The 18,188-nt window shown below is 67.5% G+C and carries 17 protein-coding genes; 7 read left to right on the plus strand and 10 right to left on the minus strand.

The features are described 5' to 3' along the window. Positions 1–467: 467 nt before the first annotated feature. Complete coding sequence (locus FB390_RS18880; protein WP_141810120.1) at positions 468–1,958, plus strand: flavin-containing monooxygenase; 1,491 nt, start codon at positions 468–470, stop codon at positions 1,956–1,958. 294 nt (positions 1,959–2,252) lie between these two features. On the opposite strand, the gene FB390_RS18885 is transcribed toward FB390_RS18880, so the two are convergent. Next, positions 2,253–2,909, minus strand: coding sequence for a TetR/AcrR family transcriptional regulator (locus tag FB390_RS18885; RefSeq protein ID WP_141810121.1), 657 nt, complete (start codon positions 2,907–2,909; stop codon positions 2,253–2,255). A 61-nt stretch (positions 2,910–2,970) separates the two neighbouring features. Beyond that, positions 2,971–3,660 (minus strand): TetR/AcrR family transcriptional regulator, encoded by a 690-nt coding sequence (locus FB390_RS18890; protein WP_141810122.1) that lies wholly within the window; start codon positions 3,658–3,660, stop codon positions 2,971–2,973. A 149-nt stretch (positions 3,661–3,809) separates the two neighbouring features. Between FB390_RS18890 and FB390_RS18895 the strand changes: the two genes are divergently transcribed. Both FB390_RS18895 and FB390_RS18900 read left to right on the plus strand, forming a co-directional pair. Further along, positions 3,810–5,381, plus strand: coding sequence for a succinic semialdehyde dehydrogenase (locus FB390_RS18895; RefSeq protein ID WP_141810123.1), 1,572 nt, complete (start codon positions 3,810–3,812; stop codon positions 5,379–5,381). 67 nt (positions 5,382–5,448) lie between these two features. Beyond that, positions 5,449–6,279, plus strand: a complete 831-nt coding sequence (locus tag FB390_RS18900) for an SDR family oxidoreductase (RefSeq protein WP_141810124.1) — start codon at positions 5,449–5,451, stop codon at positions 6,277–6,279. Here FB390_RS18900 and FB390_RS18905 read toward each other — a convergent pair. Further along, positions 6,260–7,093 (minus strand): putative protein N(5)-glutamine methyltransferase, encoded by an 834-nt coding sequence (locus FB390_RS18905; RefSeq protein ID WP_246124101.1) that lies wholly within the window; start codon positions 7,091–7,093, stop codon positions 6,260–6,262. The two genes, FB390_RS18900 and FB390_RS18905, sit on opposite strands and share 20 nt — an antisense overlap. A gap of 237 nt (positions 7,094–7,330) precedes the next feature. After that, on the minus strand, positions 7,331–8,203 hold the full coding sequence (locus FB390_RS18910) for a YdcF family protein (protein WP_141810126.1): 873 nt from the start codon (positions 8,201–8,203) through the stop codon (positions 7,331–7,333). Between the two features lie 230 nt (positions 8,204–8,433). Here FB390_RS18910 and FB390_RS18915 point away from each other — a divergent pair, with 230 nt between their 5' ends. Then, entirely contained in the window at positions 8,434–9,285 is an 852-nt protein-coding gene (locus FB390_RS18915; protein WP_141810127.1) for a bifunctional 5,10-methylenetetrahydrofolate dehydrogenase/5,10-methenyltetrahydrofolate cyclohydrolase, read from the plus strand. Positions 9,286–9,594: 309 nt separating this feature from the next. Next, positions 9,595–11,238: an AIPR family protein gene (locus tag FB390_RS18920; protein ID WP_141810128.1), complete on the plus strand. Its 1,644-nt coding sequence runs from the start codon at positions 9,595–9,597 to the stop codon at positions 11,236–11,238. A 159-nt stretch (positions 11,239–11,397) separates the two neighbouring features. Here FB390_RS18920 and FB390_RS18925 read toward each other — a convergent pair whose 3' ends face one another. From FB390_RS18925 to FB390_RS18940, 4 genes are all read right to left on the minus strand, one after another. Next, on the minus strand, positions 11,398–12,174 hold the full coding sequence (locus tag FB390_RS18925) for a DUF8176 domain-containing protein (protein WP_141810129.1): 777 nt from the start codon (positions 12,172–12,174) through the stop codon (positions 11,398–11,400). Positions 12,175–12,327: 153 nt separating this feature from the next. Next, the gene (locus tag FB390_RS18930) at positions 12,328–13,080 is read right to left on the minus strand and encodes a L,D-transpeptidase (protein ID WP_141810130.1); all 753 of its coding nucleotides are present in this window, start codon (positions 13,078–13,080) and stop codon (positions 12,328–12,330) included. Positions 13,081–13,264: 184 nt separating this feature from the next. Next, positions 13,265–14,173 (minus strand): hypothetical protein, encoded by a 909-nt coding sequence (locus FB390_RS18935; protein ID WP_141810131.1) that lies wholly within the window; start codon positions 14,171–14,173, stop codon positions 13,265–13,267. A 145-nt stretch (positions 14,174–14,318) separates the two neighbouring features. Beyond that, positions 14,319–14,978 (minus strand): cyclodeaminase/cyclohydrolase family protein, encoded by a 660-nt coding sequence (locus FB390_RS18940; RefSeq protein WP_141810132.1) that lies wholly within the window; start codon positions 14,976–14,978, stop codon positions 14,319–14,321. A 132-nt stretch (positions 14,979–15,110) separates the two neighbouring features. Here FB390_RS18940 and FB390_RS18945 point away from each other — a divergent pair, with 132 nt between their 5' ends. Continuing rightward, entirely contained in the window at positions 15,111–16,148 is a 1,038-nt protein-coding gene (locus FB390_RS18945) for an LLM class F420-dependent oxidoreductase (RefSeq protein WP_141810133.1), read from the plus strand. Between the two features lie 82 nt (positions 16,149–16,230). Here the strand turns inward: FB390_RS18945 and FB390_RS18950 are convergent, their stop codons facing one another. Beyond that, entirely contained in the window at positions 16,231–16,569 is a 339-nt protein-coding gene (locus FB390_RS18950; RefSeq protein ID WP_141811879.1) for an STAS domain-containing protein, read from the minus strand. A gap of 301 nt (positions 16,570–16,870) precedes the next feature. Between FB390_RS18950 and FB390_RS34745 the strand changes: the two genes are divergently transcribed. Further along, the gene (locus tag FB390_RS34745; protein WP_342780416.1) at positions 16,871–17,524 is read left to right on the plus strand and encodes a VldE C-terminal domain-containing protein; all 654 of its coding nucleotides are present in this window, start codon (positions 16,871–16,873) and stop codon (positions 17,522–17,524) included. A 15-nt stretch (positions 17,525–17,539) separates the two neighbouring features. Here FB390_RS34745 and FB390_RS18960 read toward each other — a convergent pair whose 3' ends face one another. Then, positions 17,540–17,905 carry a cupin domain-containing protein gene (locus tag FB390_RS18960; RefSeq protein WP_141810134.1) on the minus strand — a complete coding sequence of 122 codons (366 nt, stop codon included), beginning with the start codon at positions 17,903–17,905 and terminating at the stop codon, positions 17,540–17,542. Positions 17,906–18,188: the final 283 nt, after the last annotated feature.

Raw genomic sequence — 18,188 nt, forward strand, 5'->3', positions numbered from 1 at the left:
TCCGGATCTTCTCTGATCGTCGGTGCGTCGGAACACTACCGGACAGTAACTAGAAATGGATACGGCCCGAAATCACGAATCCTTCTGGGACAGTTGGCCGTTCGAGATATATGTATCGTGTGGTATCACTAACTGGACACCGTCCGGCTATGGCGGCTCGCTATGGTGGCCGGTAGGGGGCGCTGCACCGTTCTGACACCAGTTTTCCGGGCGTGCCGCGTGAGCGCGTCGAACGGCGGCGTGCCGCGGGCCCATTGTGACGGCGAACAATTCGCTAACCGCGGTTCGGAGTAGCTGGACGGGTCATGCGCAAGCCGCTGCGCGGGCCCATGTGAGTGAGTTCACTCGGCGGCGCCCGCGCTCGTGCGCGGGAACCGTCGGCCGATGCGCCGGACGGCGCCGACTACGCTCGACGTATCGCGGATGCGGCGCCGCACCCGTCCGCAGGAGATCGGAGGAGCTGTGTGATGACGACCGAGACCGAGCACGTCGATGTACTCATCGTCGGGGCCGGACTGTCCGGCATCGGTGCGGCGTACCACGTGCGGCAGGCGTTTCCCGGGCGTAGCTTCGCCGTCCTGGAGAGCCGCGCCGCCCTCGGCGGCACCTGGGATCTGTTCCGCTACCCCGGAATTCGCTCCGACTCGGACATGTACACCCTCGGCTACCGCTTCCGTCCCTGGCTGGGAGAGAAGGCGATCGCCGACGGCCACACGATCCTCGACTACCTGCGTGACACCGCGCGCGAGAACGGCATCGACGAACACATCCGCTACCACCACCGCGTCGTGCGCGCCGAGTGGTCCTCGGCCGACAACCGCTGGACCGTGCGCGCCGAGCGCACCGACACGGGCGAGGTGGTCACGCTGACCACCGGTTTCCTGTGGTGCTGCTCGGGCTACTACCGCTACGACGAGGGCTACACACCGGACTTCCCGGGCACCGAGCGCTTCGCGGGTCCGATCGTCCATCCGCAGCACTGGCCGGACGAGCTGGACGTGGCGGACAAGCACGTCGTGCTCATCGGCAGCGGCGCCACCGCGGTGACCCTCGGCCCCGCGCTGACCGAGCAGGGCGCGCACGTCACCATGCTGCAGCGCTCGCCGAGCTACATCATCTCCGCGCCGGAGCGCGACGGCCTGGCCCATCGGGCGCGAAAATGGTTGCCCGCCAAGGCGGCCTACGCGGTGGCGCGCGCCAAGAACGTGGCCATCGCGACCGCGATCTACCAGCTGAGCCAGCGCTACCCGGACCGCATGCGGGCCAGGATCCGCGGCTGGCAGCAGCGCTGGCTGCCGCCGGGCTTCGACATCGACACCCACTTCACGCCGAAGTACAACCCGTGGGACCAGCGCCTGTGTCTCGCGCCGAACGGCGACTTCTTCCGCGCCATCCGCAAGGGGCGGCTCGACATCGTCACCGATCGCGTGGAGACCTTCACCGAGCGCGGGCTGGCGCTGGCCTCCGGAAACCATCTCGACGCCGACATCGTCATCACCGCAACGGGTTTGAACCTGCTCGCCTTCGGCGGCATGGAGCTGGTGGTGGACGGGACGCCGGTCGACATGGCCGATCACCTCGCCTACAAGGCGATGATGCTGTCCGAGGTGCCGAACTTCGCCTTCGTGATCGGCTACACCAACGCGTCGTGGACGCTCAAGGCGGACCTGGTCAGCGAATACGTGGTACGGCTGCTGCGGCACATGGACGCGCACGGCTACGCCCGCTGCATGCCGGTGCGCGATCCCTCGGTCGGCAAAGCGCCGCTGTTCACCAACTTCATGCCCGGCTACGTGCTGCGCGCCGCGACCATGTTCCCGATGCAGGGCGATCGCGCGCCGTGGGCGCTGCGGATGAACTACGTGCGCGATCTGATCACGTTGCGCCACGGTGCGATCACCGACGGCGCCATGCGATTCGAGCGCGCCGCGCAGCGGGACCCGGTGGCCGCCGAGTAACGGCGCTGCTCGACCGAGCCCGTCCACGAACCGCGCCCGGCCCCGGGTGCGAAGGTCCGCCGAGTGACCGCGCACGGCTCGAGCGGACGCGGAACTACGTCTAGTGCCGCGTCCGCAAAGGTTGGACACGCGATCCGACCAAATGTCACCTTCGGTCGGCCCATCGCGATGAATGTCACCTTCGGTCGGTTCACCCGGTAGACAGGCCGGGTGACTGAAGGTGACGTTCGGTCGGTCTTGCGGGGTGAAGGTGGCCTTCGGTCGGTTACCGCGCCGACCATTCTGGAAGCGGCCCTAGGCGTCGGACGACCTGATCGGCGCGATGGCGGTGAGCAGGCGGGCGGCGTGCTCGTCGAACCGCTCGCGCGGGACGTCGATCGTGCCGTCCAGCCACGGCCGGTACAGGTAGGCGAGAGCGCCGAAGATCGCGTTCGCGTTGAGCACGCTGTCGAGGTGGTCCGGACCGGGTTCGCGGTAGTCGCCCGCGCCGATGGTCATGGCGATGGGCGCGGTGAACAGTTCGATCAGTTCGTCGCCGCGCTGCGCGAGCACCGGGGTGGATTGCGACTCGACGAACATGATCCGGCCGCGGCGCCGATCCTCGGTCAGATAGTCGGTGAAGGCGGCGACGACGTGGCGGAACATCGCCTCGCGTTCGATCGGCGCCTCGGTCAGCGCGTCGAGCAGGTGGTCCCGCGCGCCGACGACCACCGTTTCCAGCACGGTGGTGAGCAGCGTGTCCAGATTCGGAAAGCTCTCGTAGAAGTAGCGCTCGGTCAGACCGGCCTGCCTGCACACCCCGCGCATGGAGATCTCGGACGCGCCGGCGGTCGCCATCAACTCGGTGGCGGCCTCCACGAGTTGTGTTCTGCGCGTGGCGATTCGCTCGGCGGGGGCCAGACCACGCCAGTTACGCATACGGGCGAAGGATTCGTCGGAATCGGCGACCATCCTTCGATCCTCTCATGCCCGAATCGGCCACGGAGGGGGTCGACTTCCGGCCTCGGCCCGGTCAGGAAGACGTCGGTGCTTCGGGGAAGAGGTTCGGGATGTCGAGTGCGTATTCGATGTCGGCGCGGGTGCCGAGGGTGGTCAGCAGGACGCGGATCATGGTGAGCCGCGCGGCGTCGACCGTCTCGGCGTCGGGTTCGGCGCCGGGCGCGGTGCCCGAGGAGATGCGGTAGACGACGTATTCGCAGACGTGCAGCGCGGCGTCCAGATCGAGCGGGGCGGGCACCGGTCTGCCCAGTTCGGTGAACGTCTCGCGGACGGTCGCGCGGATGTCGTCGAGGGCGCGCTCGCGATAGGCGGAGACCGGCGAGGCCGGATCGTGCAGTTCGGCGAACAGCGGGCGCAGCATGGCGCCGTGGCCGCGGGCCCAGTCCAGGTAGGCGTCGATGAGCCGGATACCGAGTTCGACGGGCTCGTCGGTGCCGGTTAGCGCGGCGCGGATTCCCCCGACCAGGCCCTCGTTGGAGGCGGCCAGCAACACGTGCAGCGGTTCGGCGGCGTTGCCGAAGTATCGGTAGAAGGTCGGCCGCGCCAATCCGGCCTGCTCGATGATCTGCGCGACGCTCAGGCCGCGAGAACCGTTGCGAGTGAACACTTCCGCGGTCGCGAGCACGATCCTGGCCTTGACCTCCTCGGCCTGCTCTCTGGTCTGCGGCGGGCGGCCGCGGCGGGTCGGCGCGTCAGTCGGCATCGTGAGGCCTCACAGCCTGAGGTCGGGCATGTCTGTGCTGCACGACGGAGAGCTTGACACGGGACACGTCACAAGGATTAATCTAACACCACTGTTCAGTAAATGCTCTGGACGCGCGCATCCGACTCCGTCCCACGAGAGGGCCGACAATGACGACCGCCCCGAAGCTGGCCGAATCGGCCGCACTCCCCGCCGACCTGGTGCGGCCGCTGCTCGAGCACGCCGTCGCGGGCGGCGCACCCGCGGTCGAGGTCTTCGCGCCCGCGACCGGGCGGTTCGTCACCGAGCTGCCGCAGTCCGCCACCGACGACATCGAGCGCGCCTTCGCCACGGCGCGGGCCGCGCAGCGCGAATGGGCCGAGCGTCCGGTGCGCGAGCGCGCCGCCGTGCTGCGCCGTTTCCACGACATCGTGCTCGCCGAGCAGGACGCGATCCTCGACATCGTGCAGACCGAGACCGGCAAGTCCCGCGCGCACGCCTTCGACGAAGTCGGCGACGTCGCGGTCAACGCCAGGTACTACGCCTCGGTCGCCGAGAAACTGCTGGCGACCCGCAAGCCGCGCGGCGTGCTGCCCGTCCTCACCCAGGTCGATGTCCGGAACCGGCCCAAGGGCGTCGTCGCGGTGATCTCGCCGTGGAACTACCCGCTCGCGCTGGCCGCCTCCGACGCCCTGCCCGCCCTCGTCGCGGGCAACGCCGTGGTCGCGCGGCCGGACAATCAGACCGCGCTGACCGCGCTGTGGGCCATCGACGCCGCCGTGCGCGCCGGGCTGCCGCGCGGCCTGTGGCAGGCGGTGCTGGGGCGCGGCTCGGTGATCGGCGGCGAGGTCATCGCGCGCGCCGACTATGTCGACTACACCGGCTCCAGCGCCACCGGCCGCACCATCGCGCAACAGGCAGGGGAGCGGCTGATCGGTTACTCGCTGGAACTGGGCGGCAAGAACCCGCTGCTGGTGCTGGCCGACGCCGACGTCTCCCGCGCCGCCAAGGTCGCCGTCCGCGCCTGCTTCTCCTCGGCGGGACAGCTGTGCGAATCCATGGAGCGCATCTACGTGCACGAGGCGGTCTACGACCGGTTCGTCACCGAATTCGTCGCCAACGTGCGCTCGATCGAGCTGGGGGCGGAACTGAACTACGACAGCGACATGGGTTCGCTGACCTTCCAGCGTCAGCTGGACACCGTGCGCGCGCACGTCGAGGACGCGGTGGCCAAGGGCGCGACGGTGCTCGCGGGCGGCCGCGCGCGCCCCGATCTCGGTCCCTTCTTCTACGAGCCGACCGTGCTCGCCGACGTGCGACCCGGCATGACGGTCTACCGCGAGGAGACCTTCGGCCCGGTGGTCTCGGTCTACCGCGTCGGCAGCGACGAAGAGGCCATCGCGGCGGCCAACGACACCGCCTACGGCTTGAACGCGAGCGTATGGACCAAGGACGCGGCTCGCGGCCGCGCGGTGGCCGCTCGCATCAACGCGGGATCGGTGAACGTCAACGAGGGCTTCATCGCCGCGTGGGGCAGCGCCGACGCCCCGTCCGGCGGGCTCGGTATCTCCGGCACCGGACGGCGGCACGGCCCCGAGGGACTGCTCAAGTACATCGACACCCAGACCATCGCGGTGCAGCGCGTGCTGCCGATCGCGCCGCTGCCCGGGATGTCGGAGGAGCTGTGGGCCAAGACCATGACGCTCTACTTCAACGTCATGAAGACGCTGCGACAGAAGTAGGCGGCGCGGAGAAACAGCCGTCGTCGCGGGCGACGTCACCGGAAACGAACGCAGGGATAGGGAACGGATGAAGCTGGACACGGTCGCGGGCAAGAAGGTCCTGGTCACGGGCGCTGCCATGGGGCTTGGCAAGTTGTTCGCCGAGCGCGCGGTGCGCGAGGGCGCCGCCGCGGTGGTGCTGTGGGACATCAACGAGGTCGCGCTGAAGGGCACCGCCGCGGAGCTCGCGGGCCGCGGCTCGGAGATCCACCACTACGTGGTCGACGTGTCCGACCGGGACGCCATCGCCGAGACCGCCACCGCGGTTCGCGAGACGGTCGGCGACATCGACATCCTGGTGAACAACGCGGGCATCGTGCGCGGCAACACCTACTTCTGGGAGACCGAGAACCGCGCCGACATCGACAAGACGATGGCGATCAACTCGCTCGCGCCGATGTACATCACCCTCGAATTCCTGCCCGCCATGGTGCGCGGCACCGGCCAGGCGCGGGTGCTGAACATCGCCTCCTCCGCCGGCCTGGTGTCCAACCCCCGGATGTCCGTCTACGCCGCGTCCAAGTGGGCGGCCCTCGGCTGGTCCGACTCGGTGCGCCTGGAACTCGAGCAGGCGGGCCACGACCACGTCAAGGTCACCACCATCTGCCCGACCTACATCAACACCGGAATGTTCGACGGCGCCAAGGGATTCTGGCTCACCCCGATCCTCGAGCAGGACACGGTCGTCGACACCTCCTGGAAGGAGATGAAGGCGGGCAACGCGCTGGTCGTGCTGCCCTGGACCTCGCGCCTCAACCGGGCGCTGTCCGGCATCCTGCCGCTGAAGCTGCGCGACCTGTTCCTCGACACGGTGGGCGTCTACCACTCGATGGACGAGTTCACCGGACGCAAGAAGTAGACGGGTCCGACCAACGGGGACGCGTGCCGATGACGACGGTCGCGTAGTGCTCCTCGGACTCCGCGACGCGGGCGAGGAGGCCGCGATCGGCCAGAATCTCGGTGGCCACGATCGCTTGTTCCGGGCTCGATTCGACGAGCAGACGCCCGCCGGGCGCCAGCCATTCGGGCGCGTCGGCGACGACGCGACGGAAGACGTCCAGACCGTCGGCGCCGCCGTCCAGGGCGGTGCGCGGCTCGTGATCGCGCGCCTCCGGGGGCATGTCCGCGATGTGATCCGAGGGCACGTACGGGGTGTTGGCGAGCAGGATGTCGATCCGGCCGCGCAGGTCGTCCGGGAGCGGCGCGAACAGGTCGCCCTCGTACACGGCCGCGCCGAGCGGAGCGAGATTGCGGCGGGCGCACTCGACCGCGGCGGGTTCGATATCGGCGGCCGACAGTTCGACTGTCCGCCCCTCGGCGACCAGCGTGGTGGCCAGCGCCATGCCCAAGGCGCCGGAGCCGCAGCACAGGTCGACCACCACGGGCGTCGACTCGATCGCGCTCGCGAGCGCGAGTGCCTCCTCGACCAGGAAAACCGTGCGCTGCCTCGGCACGAACACCCCTGGCCCGACCGCGATACGCAACTCGCGGAACTCCGCCCATCCCAGCAGGTGTTCCAGGGGTGTTCCCGAAACGCGTTCCGCTACAAGACCGTTCAGATCGGCCCCGGCCTCGTCGGCGGCGTCGATCAACAGCCGCGCCTCCTCCTCGGCGAACACGCACCCCGCCGCCCGCAACCGCGCCGCCACCTCGGCGACCTCCACTCCAGACACCGGGCCATCCTGCACCACCGGGCCCGCCCGCAGCCAACGGATACTCCGCGACCATGCGGCGCACCGCCATCGCGCGGGCACGGTCACCCGCTGAGCCGCGTCCGCGCGCTGCTGCACGATGGCGAGGATCGCCATCCGCGGCGCTCGCCGCGAGTGAGACCTGCGTGGGCGCGGAGGTGCCGAACGCGCCGCGGCCCGACCGAGAACGTCTCGATCGGGCCGCGGGAACGCGCGTGGCTAGCGGGACGCGTCCAGTTGGAAGGTCCGGGTGGCGTCGAGGTAGATGCCGCGCTGGGCGTGGCGAGCGGGCGGGGGAAGCTGGGAGACCAGCTGCTCGAGCGACGTCATGGCGCCGACGACGTGGGTGCCCGCGACGATGAAGTCCGCGACCGCGCGGCGAATGTGGTTGGGCGAGGTCACCACGACCGCGCTGGTGGCGCCGACCTCGCGCAACAGCTTGCTGCCGTACAGCGCGTTCTGCACCGTCGAAGTCGCGCGGTTCTCGACGTGCACGCGCGAGGCCGGGATGCCGCGCTCGACAAGCCAGTTGCGCATGGCCTCGGCCTCGGTGACCCCGTTCTGCGGATTGCCGCCGGTCACCACGATCGGCGAGAACGGCGACGCGACGGCCTGGATCCACGCCGCGGTCAACCGGTTCACCAGCTCGGGGCGCAGCGCGCCGTCTGGCAGCAGACCGTAACCAAGCACGACGATCCCGGTCTGCGGGCCGATCAGCGCGGGCAGCGGATTCGGCAGCGTGCCGACCGCGGCACCGATCGCGTGGAGCACGTGGCCGGTGCCCGCGGCCAGGGCGGGATCGGCGATCTGCAGCCGTCCCATGGCGTCGGCGAACGCGGGCAGGTCGTTGGCGTAGTGCGACCAGATCGCCTGCAGCGAAAGGGCTTCGGCATCATGGGGATCGGCGCCGATCAGTGCCCGCAGATCGGCGAGACCCGCGCCCTCGTTGCCGTCGACGAAGTGGCGCTGGGCGGAGTTGTAGAGGGCGTCGGTTTCGGGGGATGCCTGGGCGGGCGCGCCCGCCAAGCCGGTGAGGGTGATCGCCGCGAACGATGTCGCGACCAGGATTCTCCAATGCCTCGAGATCTTCACTACAGTCGACACCTTTCCACGCGTGAAACGGGGGTTTTCGGTACGTCAGCTGACAGTTGGCCGTGGGCGAAGCTCTCCCCACGATACGGCCGGACCCCGGTACAGCCCGGTAATTGCGGGGCCGAATCGCCCGGTCGATTCACCGAATCGGGCGGCCGTCCGGGCTCGACTCGGCCGTCCGCGGGTTGCTGACGGAATGCGTGCGGCCGCGCCCACTAAGCTGTCACCCCGTGGACACCCTTTCGCTGACCGGCAAGGAACTCGCCGCCGCCATCAACGCCGACACCAAGGAGCGCACCGCCGCGCTCGCCGCGGGCATGCACGCCCCGCGGCTGGCCCTGATCGTGGCCAATGACGATCCGGCCAGCGCCTGGTATGTCAACTCGCTGCGCAAGGCCGCCGAGCGGCTCGGAATCGCCTGCGAGCGCATCGATCTGGGCGCCGACGCCACCGCGGAACAGATTCGCGAGGAACTCACCGCGCGCAGCGCCGACACCTCCTACGACGCGATCATGTTGCAGACCCCGCTGCCCGCGGGCGTCTCGCTGAACGACGTGAGCTCGGCGATCTCCGCCGACAAGGACGTCGACGGCGTCAGCCCGCTCTCGCTCGGCCTGCTCGCCGCGGGCCTGGACGGTTTCGTGCCCGCCACCTCCGAGGCCGTGGTGGAACTGCTGAAGCACCACGAGATCCCGCTGCGCGGCAAACTGGTCGCGGTGGTCGGTCGCTCGAACATCGTCGGCAAGCCGCTCGCGCAACTGCTGCTGGCCGAGGACGCCACCGTCACCGTGTGCCATTCGCGCACAGCCGACCTCGCGGCCGTGACCGCGGCCGCCGATGTGGTGGTCGCCGCCGCGGGCCGGGCCGGGCTGGTCACCGGCAAGCACGTGCGCGAGGGCGCGGTCGTCATCGATGTCGGCACCAACGAGGCGCCCGACGGCGGCATCGTCGGCGACGTGGACGCGGAGTCGGTGCGCGGCAAGGCCGCCGGCCTCAGCCCGGTCCCCGGCGGCGTCGGCCCGGTGACCACCGCGCTGCTCATGCGGCACGTGGTCGCGGCCGCCGAGAAGCTGCGCGGCTGAGAAAAGCCTTGCCAACAGTTCGACGCTGTTGGGCTCCCGTCACCTGCGTCGGCCTCTCGCGATCCGCGATGCCGAGAGCAGTTCGCGACTAGAAACTGGACCATTTCTTCAGTAGGTGTTTCGGCAGGTAGCCACGAATCCAGTGATCTGCATGTTGTAGCATCGCGCAACGGGTTATCATCTCTCGGATTGGCAAGCGTCGAGCGCTATAAAAGGGGAGGTTCAGTGGATAGGATTACAAAAGCGTTTCTCGGTGAGTTTCAAGAGTCTGAGGGTCTCGCTTCCAGTGAGGAATCTAAAGTCTTCGAAATGTTTGCAACCTATTGCGCATTATCCGAGGTTCACCACGATTCCGTCGACATCACCGATTTCCATATCGGTGGTGGAGCGGATCTCGGAATTGATGGTATCGCCATAATTCTGAACGGTACTCCAATAAATTCGGTCGAAGAGGTCCAAGGCCAAATGGACTCAAGCGGACATGTGGACGTGATGTTCATGTTCGTCCAGGCGAAAAGTTCGAGTTCATTCAGCGGTGAATCGATAGCGAATTTCTTGGACGGTGTCGATGAATTCTTCTCGGAGAATCCGAGACTGCCGATGAATGATCGCGTGGTGTCGCTGCGTTTGATAATGGAAGAAGTATATGCCAATAGCTCCAAATTCAAAAAGAGTAAACCTGTGTGTCGGGTGTGTTATGCGACAACAGGGCGTTGGACGGATGATCCATATCTGATCGCCAAGGTGGAGAAGAGCGTCGACGTGCTTCGCTCCACGAACCTCTTTTCTGACGTGCAATTCGTGCCGATGGGTGCGGATGAGCTACAGGAAGCCTATCAGCGTAGTAAAAATAGCGTTACTGCAGAATTTGCCTTCGCAAACAAGGTGCTGCTTCCGCCCATTGACGGTGTAGATGAGGCGTACTTCGGTTGGATCTCGGCGACGGAGTACTTGAAGATCATCGAGGATGGCGTGGGGGGCGTCAGGAAGTCGCTCTTCACAGACAATGTGCGCGACTTTCAGTCCTACAATCCGGTGAATACCGAAATTTACAGCACAATCGAGAGCAAAAACGACCGCGGGCGGTTCGTCGTGCTGAACAATGGCATCACGATCGTCGCGCGCTCTCTTTCTACCACTCGCGACAAAGTGATTATATCCGACTATCAGATCGTCAATGGCTGCCAAACGAGTCATGTACTGTTCGAGGCGAAAGAATACGTTGACGAAACCGTGCATGTACCTGTTAAAGTCATCGCCACACAGAACGAGGATGTAGTCAATCGTATCGTCACTGCCACTAATCGGCAAACTCAGGTAACGACCGACGACCTGCATGCTCGCCTTGGGTTTGCCAAAAAATTGGAAAGCTACTTTGTTGCCCATGACGACAAGGAGCGGTTGTATCTGGAGAGGCGATCTCGGCAGTATGCGGCCGTTCAAGGTATCGAAAAGGTTAGGATTGTTACCAAGCCCCAACTGATCAAGGCATTCGCAGGTATGTTTTTGAACGAGCCCCATCGGGCGCTCGGATACTCCGGAGAACTAGATCCATGGGTAGGTTCTAAAATATTCAACGACTTGCATAAGTTGGAGCCGTACTACACCGCCGCTTACGCGCATTACAAGCTGGAATTCTTTTTTCGAAATGGTGCGATCGACTCTGTTTACAAGCCAGCGCGGTTTCATCTTTTGATGATCGTTAGAAGTCAGGTTGCTGGGCCTGCGATTCCGGATTTGACGACACGCAAAGCGGAGAAATACTCGCAGACCATATGTGAATCACTTTGGGACGGTGCGAAGGCGCTTAAAGCATTCAGCGACGCGACGCAAGTCGTCGACAAGGTCGTGCAGATCGAAGACCTTTCCAGAGACTATGCCAAGGCACGACCGTTCCTGGACGACATTAACGCGCAGCTTGGCACTGTCCCACTCAGAGGAGGCAGTGCGTAGAGGGAGTTGAACACTCGATCCGACTATCTGCGGTCGTCAACCGGGCTCCGCAGGTCAGCCGAATGCAGGCAGGTCGGCTTGGGGCCGCCGAGGTCACGGATCACGTGGCGTCCGGCGGCCCAACGAACGGCTGAGAACGCCTCTGGTGAGGGTCGGGGTTCAGCCCGCGGCGGCGATGCCCGTGATCAGGGTGCGGTCGCCCGCCCGCGCCACGCTGACCAGCTGGGCGTTGTAGGTCATCGGGTCGCGGCCCGGCCGGTTCTCGGTGATCACCACCCGGTACTGGCCCGCGAAGGCGCCCGGCGTGATCGCGACGCAGTGCGTGGTGCCCGCCGGAATGCTGTCGATGCCGTGCTGGATGGCCTCCACCGTCGGCACCGAGGCGTTCGGCGCGACCACGGTGCGCGCATGTTCGGCGGAGCGCGTCACGTAGTACGCGTACTGGAAGGCGAAGATCGCGTCCGGCCCGGAATCGGTACCGCCGTCGCCGTTTCCCTGGATCTTGTTGCCGACGCGCTCCGCGGGGCAACGGGCGGCGGGAGCCACCGGCTCGGCCGTCGGGACGGGGCCGTTGGCGGCGGTCGGCTGGGGAGCGGGATCCCCGCGGAAGTACAGGAACGCCGCGGCCGTCATCGCCAGCGCGGCGACGGAAGCGACGAGCGCGGGGGCCCAGCGCCGGATGGGCGGGCGCTTGGGAGATCGGTCGATCATCGCGGCGAAGACGTCCTCTTCGGGGAAATGCGCGGGCCCCGGGACGAATTCGGCCTCGGGTTCCCACTCCGGCTCGGGCGCCGAATCGTACGGCCGCCGCGGCACCCAGTCAGCCCATTCGCCGCGATAGCCGGGTTCGCCGTGATAGTTCTGTGCACCGGGCCACGGCGGCGTCCCGGGCGCGGCGGGCCGCGGCATCATGCCCTGTCCGGGTCGTGTCGTCATGTCCGGTCGTTCCATCTCCCCGCCTTCATCAGGTCACGCCGTCGGGTGCATCCCACATCGAAACCAGCTCCCCGGCACGATACTGCCAGGAAACCGGCTTCCGCGAAACGTCCGGGGCGCGTCGCGAGGAGAGAAGGACCTCCGAACGCGGCCTCACCAGTGCACGTTCACCGGGTCGCCGATGCCGACCGTCTCGTAATACCAAGCGGCGTCGTCGGGCCCGAGATTGATGCAGCCGTGGCTGACGTTGGCGTAGCCCTGGGAGTCCACCGACCATGGCGCCGAGTGCACGAAAACGCCTCCCCACGTGAGACGTTCGGCGTATTCGCCGTTGATCAGGTAGCCCTCCGGCGAACTCAGCGGGATGCCGATGGTCCGGGAGTCGAAGACGACCGAGCGGAACTTCTCCAGCACCGGGTATGTGCCCGTTGGTGTTTCGAATCCGGGCTTGCCCATGGACGCGGGCATGCTTCGCACGACTTGGCCGCCGATGCTCACGGTGAACGTGTGCGCGGACATGTCGGCTTCGGCGTAAACGCCTTCGTTCGTGCGGAATTCGGTACGAGCGTCGGCGAAGCGCACCGTGATGTCGGAGCGCGCGGGCAGGAAGCCCGTCGGCGTCCAGGTGAGCTCGCGGTCGTTCGTCCAGGCGAACGTGCCGTCGAGCGGACCGGCCGAGCTGATGCTCACGAGGCGCTCGGCGCGAGCGCGATTCGTCACGGGTGCGGCGAACTGGATGGTGACCGGATGCGCTATACCGACCTCTTGTCCGGCCGTCGGTGTGATCGCCGTGATCCTGTCGACGGTCGCCGGACCGATCAGCGTCGCCGCCGCCGCACCGGAGCCGAACGCGGCCAGAGCGACGACCACGATCGCGAGGAACAGGTGGCGAAGTACGCTCCGCATGGCTCCACCCCTTCCGAGATGGTGTGGTAGGCGGAAAACCATTCTACGCCTTCATGATCAACCCGGCTTGCCAATCATGTGAGGCAGGATTCCGGGGGAATAACCATGAAACCGGTCGGTTTTTACCGCAGCCTGGAGGGCCGGTGCGAAAGGCCTTCTCGCTCGAGGTTCGCTCACGGACCCATCAGGACGGCGGTGTGCCGCCCAGCGGACGGATCGGCCGGGATTCCGGCTTGGGTGTGGCCGGGGGGCGGGACATGCGCCCGCCCAGCCGTTCCTGCACCGTGAAACCGTGCGCGCGGCACCAGCGGGCCAGGGCGGCGAGCGCGGTCTCGTCGGCGCTGAAGGTGGGCAGCAGTTGACCGGCGATGTGCAGGCGGTGCGCGTCGGCCGTGCGGCACAGGTGCACGAGGCCCGCGGTGCCGAGGCCCATGCCGCGCAGCGCGGGCGTCACCGTGATGCCGTCGAGTTCGATTGTGCTGGTGTGGATCTCGAATTCGATCTCGATCGGTCCCGACCCGCTCCTGCGTAATCGCATGACATCGGAGGGGATCGGGCGCAGTTCGCCGGGCAGGTGATCGACGAGCCGCTGCCGCGCCGCCTCGGACGGCGCGAGTCGCACGACCTCCGCGAGTCGATAGGTGAGTTGGTCGACGGCCGTGCGGTCGCCCTCGGCGGCCTGCTCGCGCACGTAGGGGCAGTCGCGGGCGAGGGAGCGCAACTGGCGCACCCACTGCGGCGCGATCATCGCGAAACGCGGCGCGACGGCGGCGATCGTCGCCTCGATTCCGACCACGCCGCTCAGCGTGGCGGTCTCCCCGCCCGAGAGCACGCCCCAGGAGTGCTCGTCGGCGCCGACGCCGTGCTTGCCGAGTTCGCGACGGAGCCGGTCGAGCCGCCGTTCCGCGCGCTCGTACGGTGCCCCCGGCAACCGGCCGAGCCACTCGGGCTTGCCCCGGAGGTTGGTACGGATGCGCAGATCCGCGAGCGCGATGCGAGCGGCCCGGTAGTTGCTCCAGGCTTGCGCGCGTCGCTCGCGCACCTGCAGCGCCGGGTCGCCGGGCGTCTCGGAGGACGGGGGAGCGTCACTCATGACCATCAACCGTAGATCCGGCCATGGTCACCCGGGAGACCCTTCGGTACGAAGGTTCGCGCATCCGCCGACACGCCGCTGGTCAGGCCCGCCACACCGGCAATTTGTCGGCGTGTCTACCTATCGGCGTGTCGCTGACGTCGATTCAGCTGCGGACGACGTGCACGACCTCGGCGTGCAGGGCGTCGGCGCGCGCGGTGATCTCCTCGATGCGCAGCAACGTGCGCGCGAACTTGTCGCCCAGCGCGGCGGGCAGGGAGGCCACGTTGATCTCGATGTTGAGCTGCGAGCTGGTCGCGGCGGCGCGGGCGGCGTCGGCCGCGGCGCCGATATCGGTGACGACGTTCGGGTTGCCGATCGGCAGCAGTTCCGCGGCCAGGGACAGCACCTCGTCGGCCTCATCCACCACCGCGGCGGGGACCCGCGCGGCCTCCATCAAGGCGGCGTTGATCGCCTCGGTGCGTGCCGCGGTCTCCTCGTCGGTGCCCTTGGGCAGCTTGTACGCGGCGCCGACGGCGGTGAACGCGGCCGCGTCGGCGTCGGCGAGGGCCAGCGCGCGATCACGGGCGGCGTCGGCGGCCTCGATGATCCGGTCCACGATCGGCCGGTGCTCGGCGTCCTTGGCGCGGGTCGTGTAGCGGGCCACCATGGCGATGAGCGCGGCGCCTTGCGCGGCGTGCAGCGCGGCCACCGCACCGCCACCCGGGGCGGGGATCTTGGCGGCCAGATCGGTCAGGTACCGCGCGAGGGTGACCTCACCGAAGGAAGACGCGGTTTCCTGGGACGACGTGCTCGGCTGCGACACGGGTGGCCTTTCGTTCTTCGGCGGCGTGAACTGATGATCACGCTACCGCTTGCCGCCTCGCGCACCCTGCCCGGACCGCCGCGTCGGACGGCCGGTGCACAGCCCGCGCATACCTGCGGTTATGTTGAGCACATGCGGATCGGATTGGGCATCAACTACTCGGGCGGCTTCAAGGAAGCGGCGGCGGAAGTGGCCGACCTGGAACGGGCCGGACTCGACACGGTCTTCGTGCCCGAGGCCTACTCCTTCGACGCGGTCAGCGCGCTGGGGTACCTGGCCGCCAAGACCGAGCGGGTGCAGTTGGCCTCCGGCATCCTGCAGATCTACACCCGCACCCCGAGCCTCACGGCGATGACCGCCGCGGGCCTGGACTTCGTCTCCGAGGGCCGGTTCCTGCTCGGCCTCGGCGCGTCGGGCCCGCAGGTGATCGAGGGCTTCCACGGCGTGCCCTACGACGCGCCGATCGGGCGCACGAGGGAACTGGTGGAGATCTGCCGCAAGGTGTGGCGGCGGGAACGGCTCGAGTACCAGGGCAAGCACTACCGGATCCCGCTGCCCGAGGGCGAGGGCACCGGTCTCGGCAAGCCGCTCAAGCTGATCAATCACCCGGTGCGCGAACGCATTCCGGTGCTGCTCGCGGCGCTCGGCCCGAAGAACGTCGAGCTGGCCGCCGAGATCGCCGAAGGCTGGCAGCCGATCTTCTTCCTGCCGGAGCGGGCCAAGGACATCTGGGGCGCGTCGCTGGACGCGGGTCTGGCCAAGCGCGATCCGGCCCTCGGCGAGCTCGAGGTGTTCGCCGGTCCGGCGCTGGCCATCGGCGAGAACGTGACGCCGCTGCTGGAGTTCGTCAAGCCGCACCTGGCCCTCTACATCGGCGGCATGGGCGCCAAGGGCAAGAACTTCTACCACACCCTCGCCACCAAGTACGGCTACGGCGCCGAGGCGGACCGCATCCAGGAGCTGTACCTGGCGGGCCGCAAGGAAGAGGCGGCCAAGGTGGTGCCGGACGAGCTGGTCCGCGACATCTCGCTGGTCGGTCCGGCCGGGTTCGTCAAGGAACGCGTCGCCGCCTTCCGCGAGGCGGGCGTCACCGCGCTGAACGTCGTGCCGATGGCCGCCACGCCCGCCGAGCGAGTCAAGCTGATCGAGCAGCTGCGCGAGCTGGTCTGACAACACGACGGCGTCCCGGCTCACATGCCGGGACGCCGTCGCGTTCGGGTCTGGTGGAGTCGCGGCTCGGTTGCGGCGCGGCTCAGTTGGGTCGCAGCGAGGACAGCGCCGCCTCGAGCGTCGAGTGCAGCGCGAAGACCTGATCCAGGCTGGTCATCTTCAGCTGACGGCTGGTGGCCGGTCCGTCGGCGACCACCGCGATGGTCGTCGCCTCACCGGCCCGCTGATGCGCCGCGACCAGCGCCGCCATCCCCGCCGAGGCGAGGAAGCTGACCGCGGTCAGGTCGATGATCAATGCCGTCGGCTTGCTCGCCAGGATGCCCTCGATCGCGGTCTCCAGTGCGGGCGCGGTCGCAAGATCGACCTCGCCGGCCACCGTGAGCACGGTCGCACCGTCACGCACTGCGACGGAGGTGGTCATCGTGTCCGCCATGGGATACGCGTCTCCGGAAGTGTTGGTCACGCAAAACAATCTGCCATGAACCGCCCGATCCTGCCGCATCGTCCCGCAGATTCCGACGGTTCGCGCCGCTCGGTGGGTGCACCGCGGGCGCTCTCGTACGGGTCGACCCTACCGTAACGGCGCCGTGCTCGATCAGCCGCGGAGCGCTGCCAGACCCGGCGGCGACGTGCCGACGTCGCCCAGCCTTCCTTCGCTCGACGTGACTTTTCCGCGACCGTTTCGTAATCTATCGGTGATCTTGTCCCCGACACGCTAGCCGGTGATCGACATCATGCCTGGTCAACATCGAAAACGGACCGCAGCCTGGAAGCTGACCCCTCCGGCTGTGTGTGGCAGCGTGGCAACTGTCGCCGTTGTGCTCGGGGTGGGGATCCGGCTGAGCCCGGTTGCGCAGACTGCCGCCGCGGTCGATGCACCACCGTCGTCCGCCGTCGAAACCACCGCCTCGGCCCCGGCCACCGTGCCGCCGACGGCTCTGCTTGCGCCTGCCGCGATGGCAGCCGAGCCGCCACTCCTGACGGAGAAGATGGCCGTACAGCACCCGCCTCCCTTCATCCCATGCCCGACGGAACTCGTTGGCACGCAGCCACATGTGGCACAGGTGGGCCACATGCTCAAGAAGACGTTCGGCGTCACCGACATCGGTGGCGCGGTCGGCCGTGGCGACGGCGATCACGGCGCGGGCCTGGCACTCGATCTGATGACATCCGATGCGGCACACGGCGACGCGATCGCCGAATTCGTGCTGGCGAACCGGCAGCGTCTCGGCGTGAAATACGTGATCTGGCGCCAGCGGTACAACGACGGCAACGGCTGGTCGTACATGGAGAACCGCGGGAGCCCGACGGCGAACCACTACGACCATGTGCATGTGTCGTTCAACAGGGCCGCCCACGTGGACGTCTCCTGCTGAAGTTTCGGCTCGCCGCTACGGTCGCTTCGCGTAGTCGGCGAAGCCCTGCCAGTCGAGCATGACGCAGGGTTCGTCGCCCACGGTCCACGCGTCGTGGCCGGGTGGGACGATCATGAAGTCGCCCGGGCCGTATTCCTGCTGCTCGCCGCTGTCCATGGCCACCACCATGCGACCCGAGAGGCAGTAGCCGACGTGGGCCGACTGGCAGCTGTCGGTCTGGGCTATCGGCTTGACGTGCTCGGACCACCGCCATCCGGGTTCGAAGATCGCCCGGCCCACCGGCCCTCGGTCCATGTTGACGAGGTCGACCCTGCCTTTGTTCTGCTCGAAAGGACGAGTCTCCTCCGGGGATTCGAAACTCTGGCGCACTAGACCAGCCATGGTTGCTCTCCTTCGACGGCCCCGACGATGCGTGGTTGTGGTTCTCGATTCGGTCGGAGCGACGGCTGCGGTAGATCGCTCCTCGAAACGGTCGGCAAATCGCAGTTACCGAGTAGCACTCGCGACCGAGGGCAAACGTCACACGTCCACTCCGGTGAATGCTCGCAGGCCATCGCGTGCACGGCCGACCGTGTGGCTGTCGCGCAACGCCTAATTCGCGCTGCGCATGGCAAACCAGTGGCTTCGCGATACGCGGACCGGGTCGATTCGGCGTTCGATGGGT

Source organism: Nocardia bhagyanarayanae (genome assembly GCF_006716565.1).
Taxonomy (GTDB): Bacteria; Actinomycetota; Actinomycetes; order Mycobacteriales; family Mycobacteriaceae; genus Nocardia; species Nocardia bhagyanarayanae.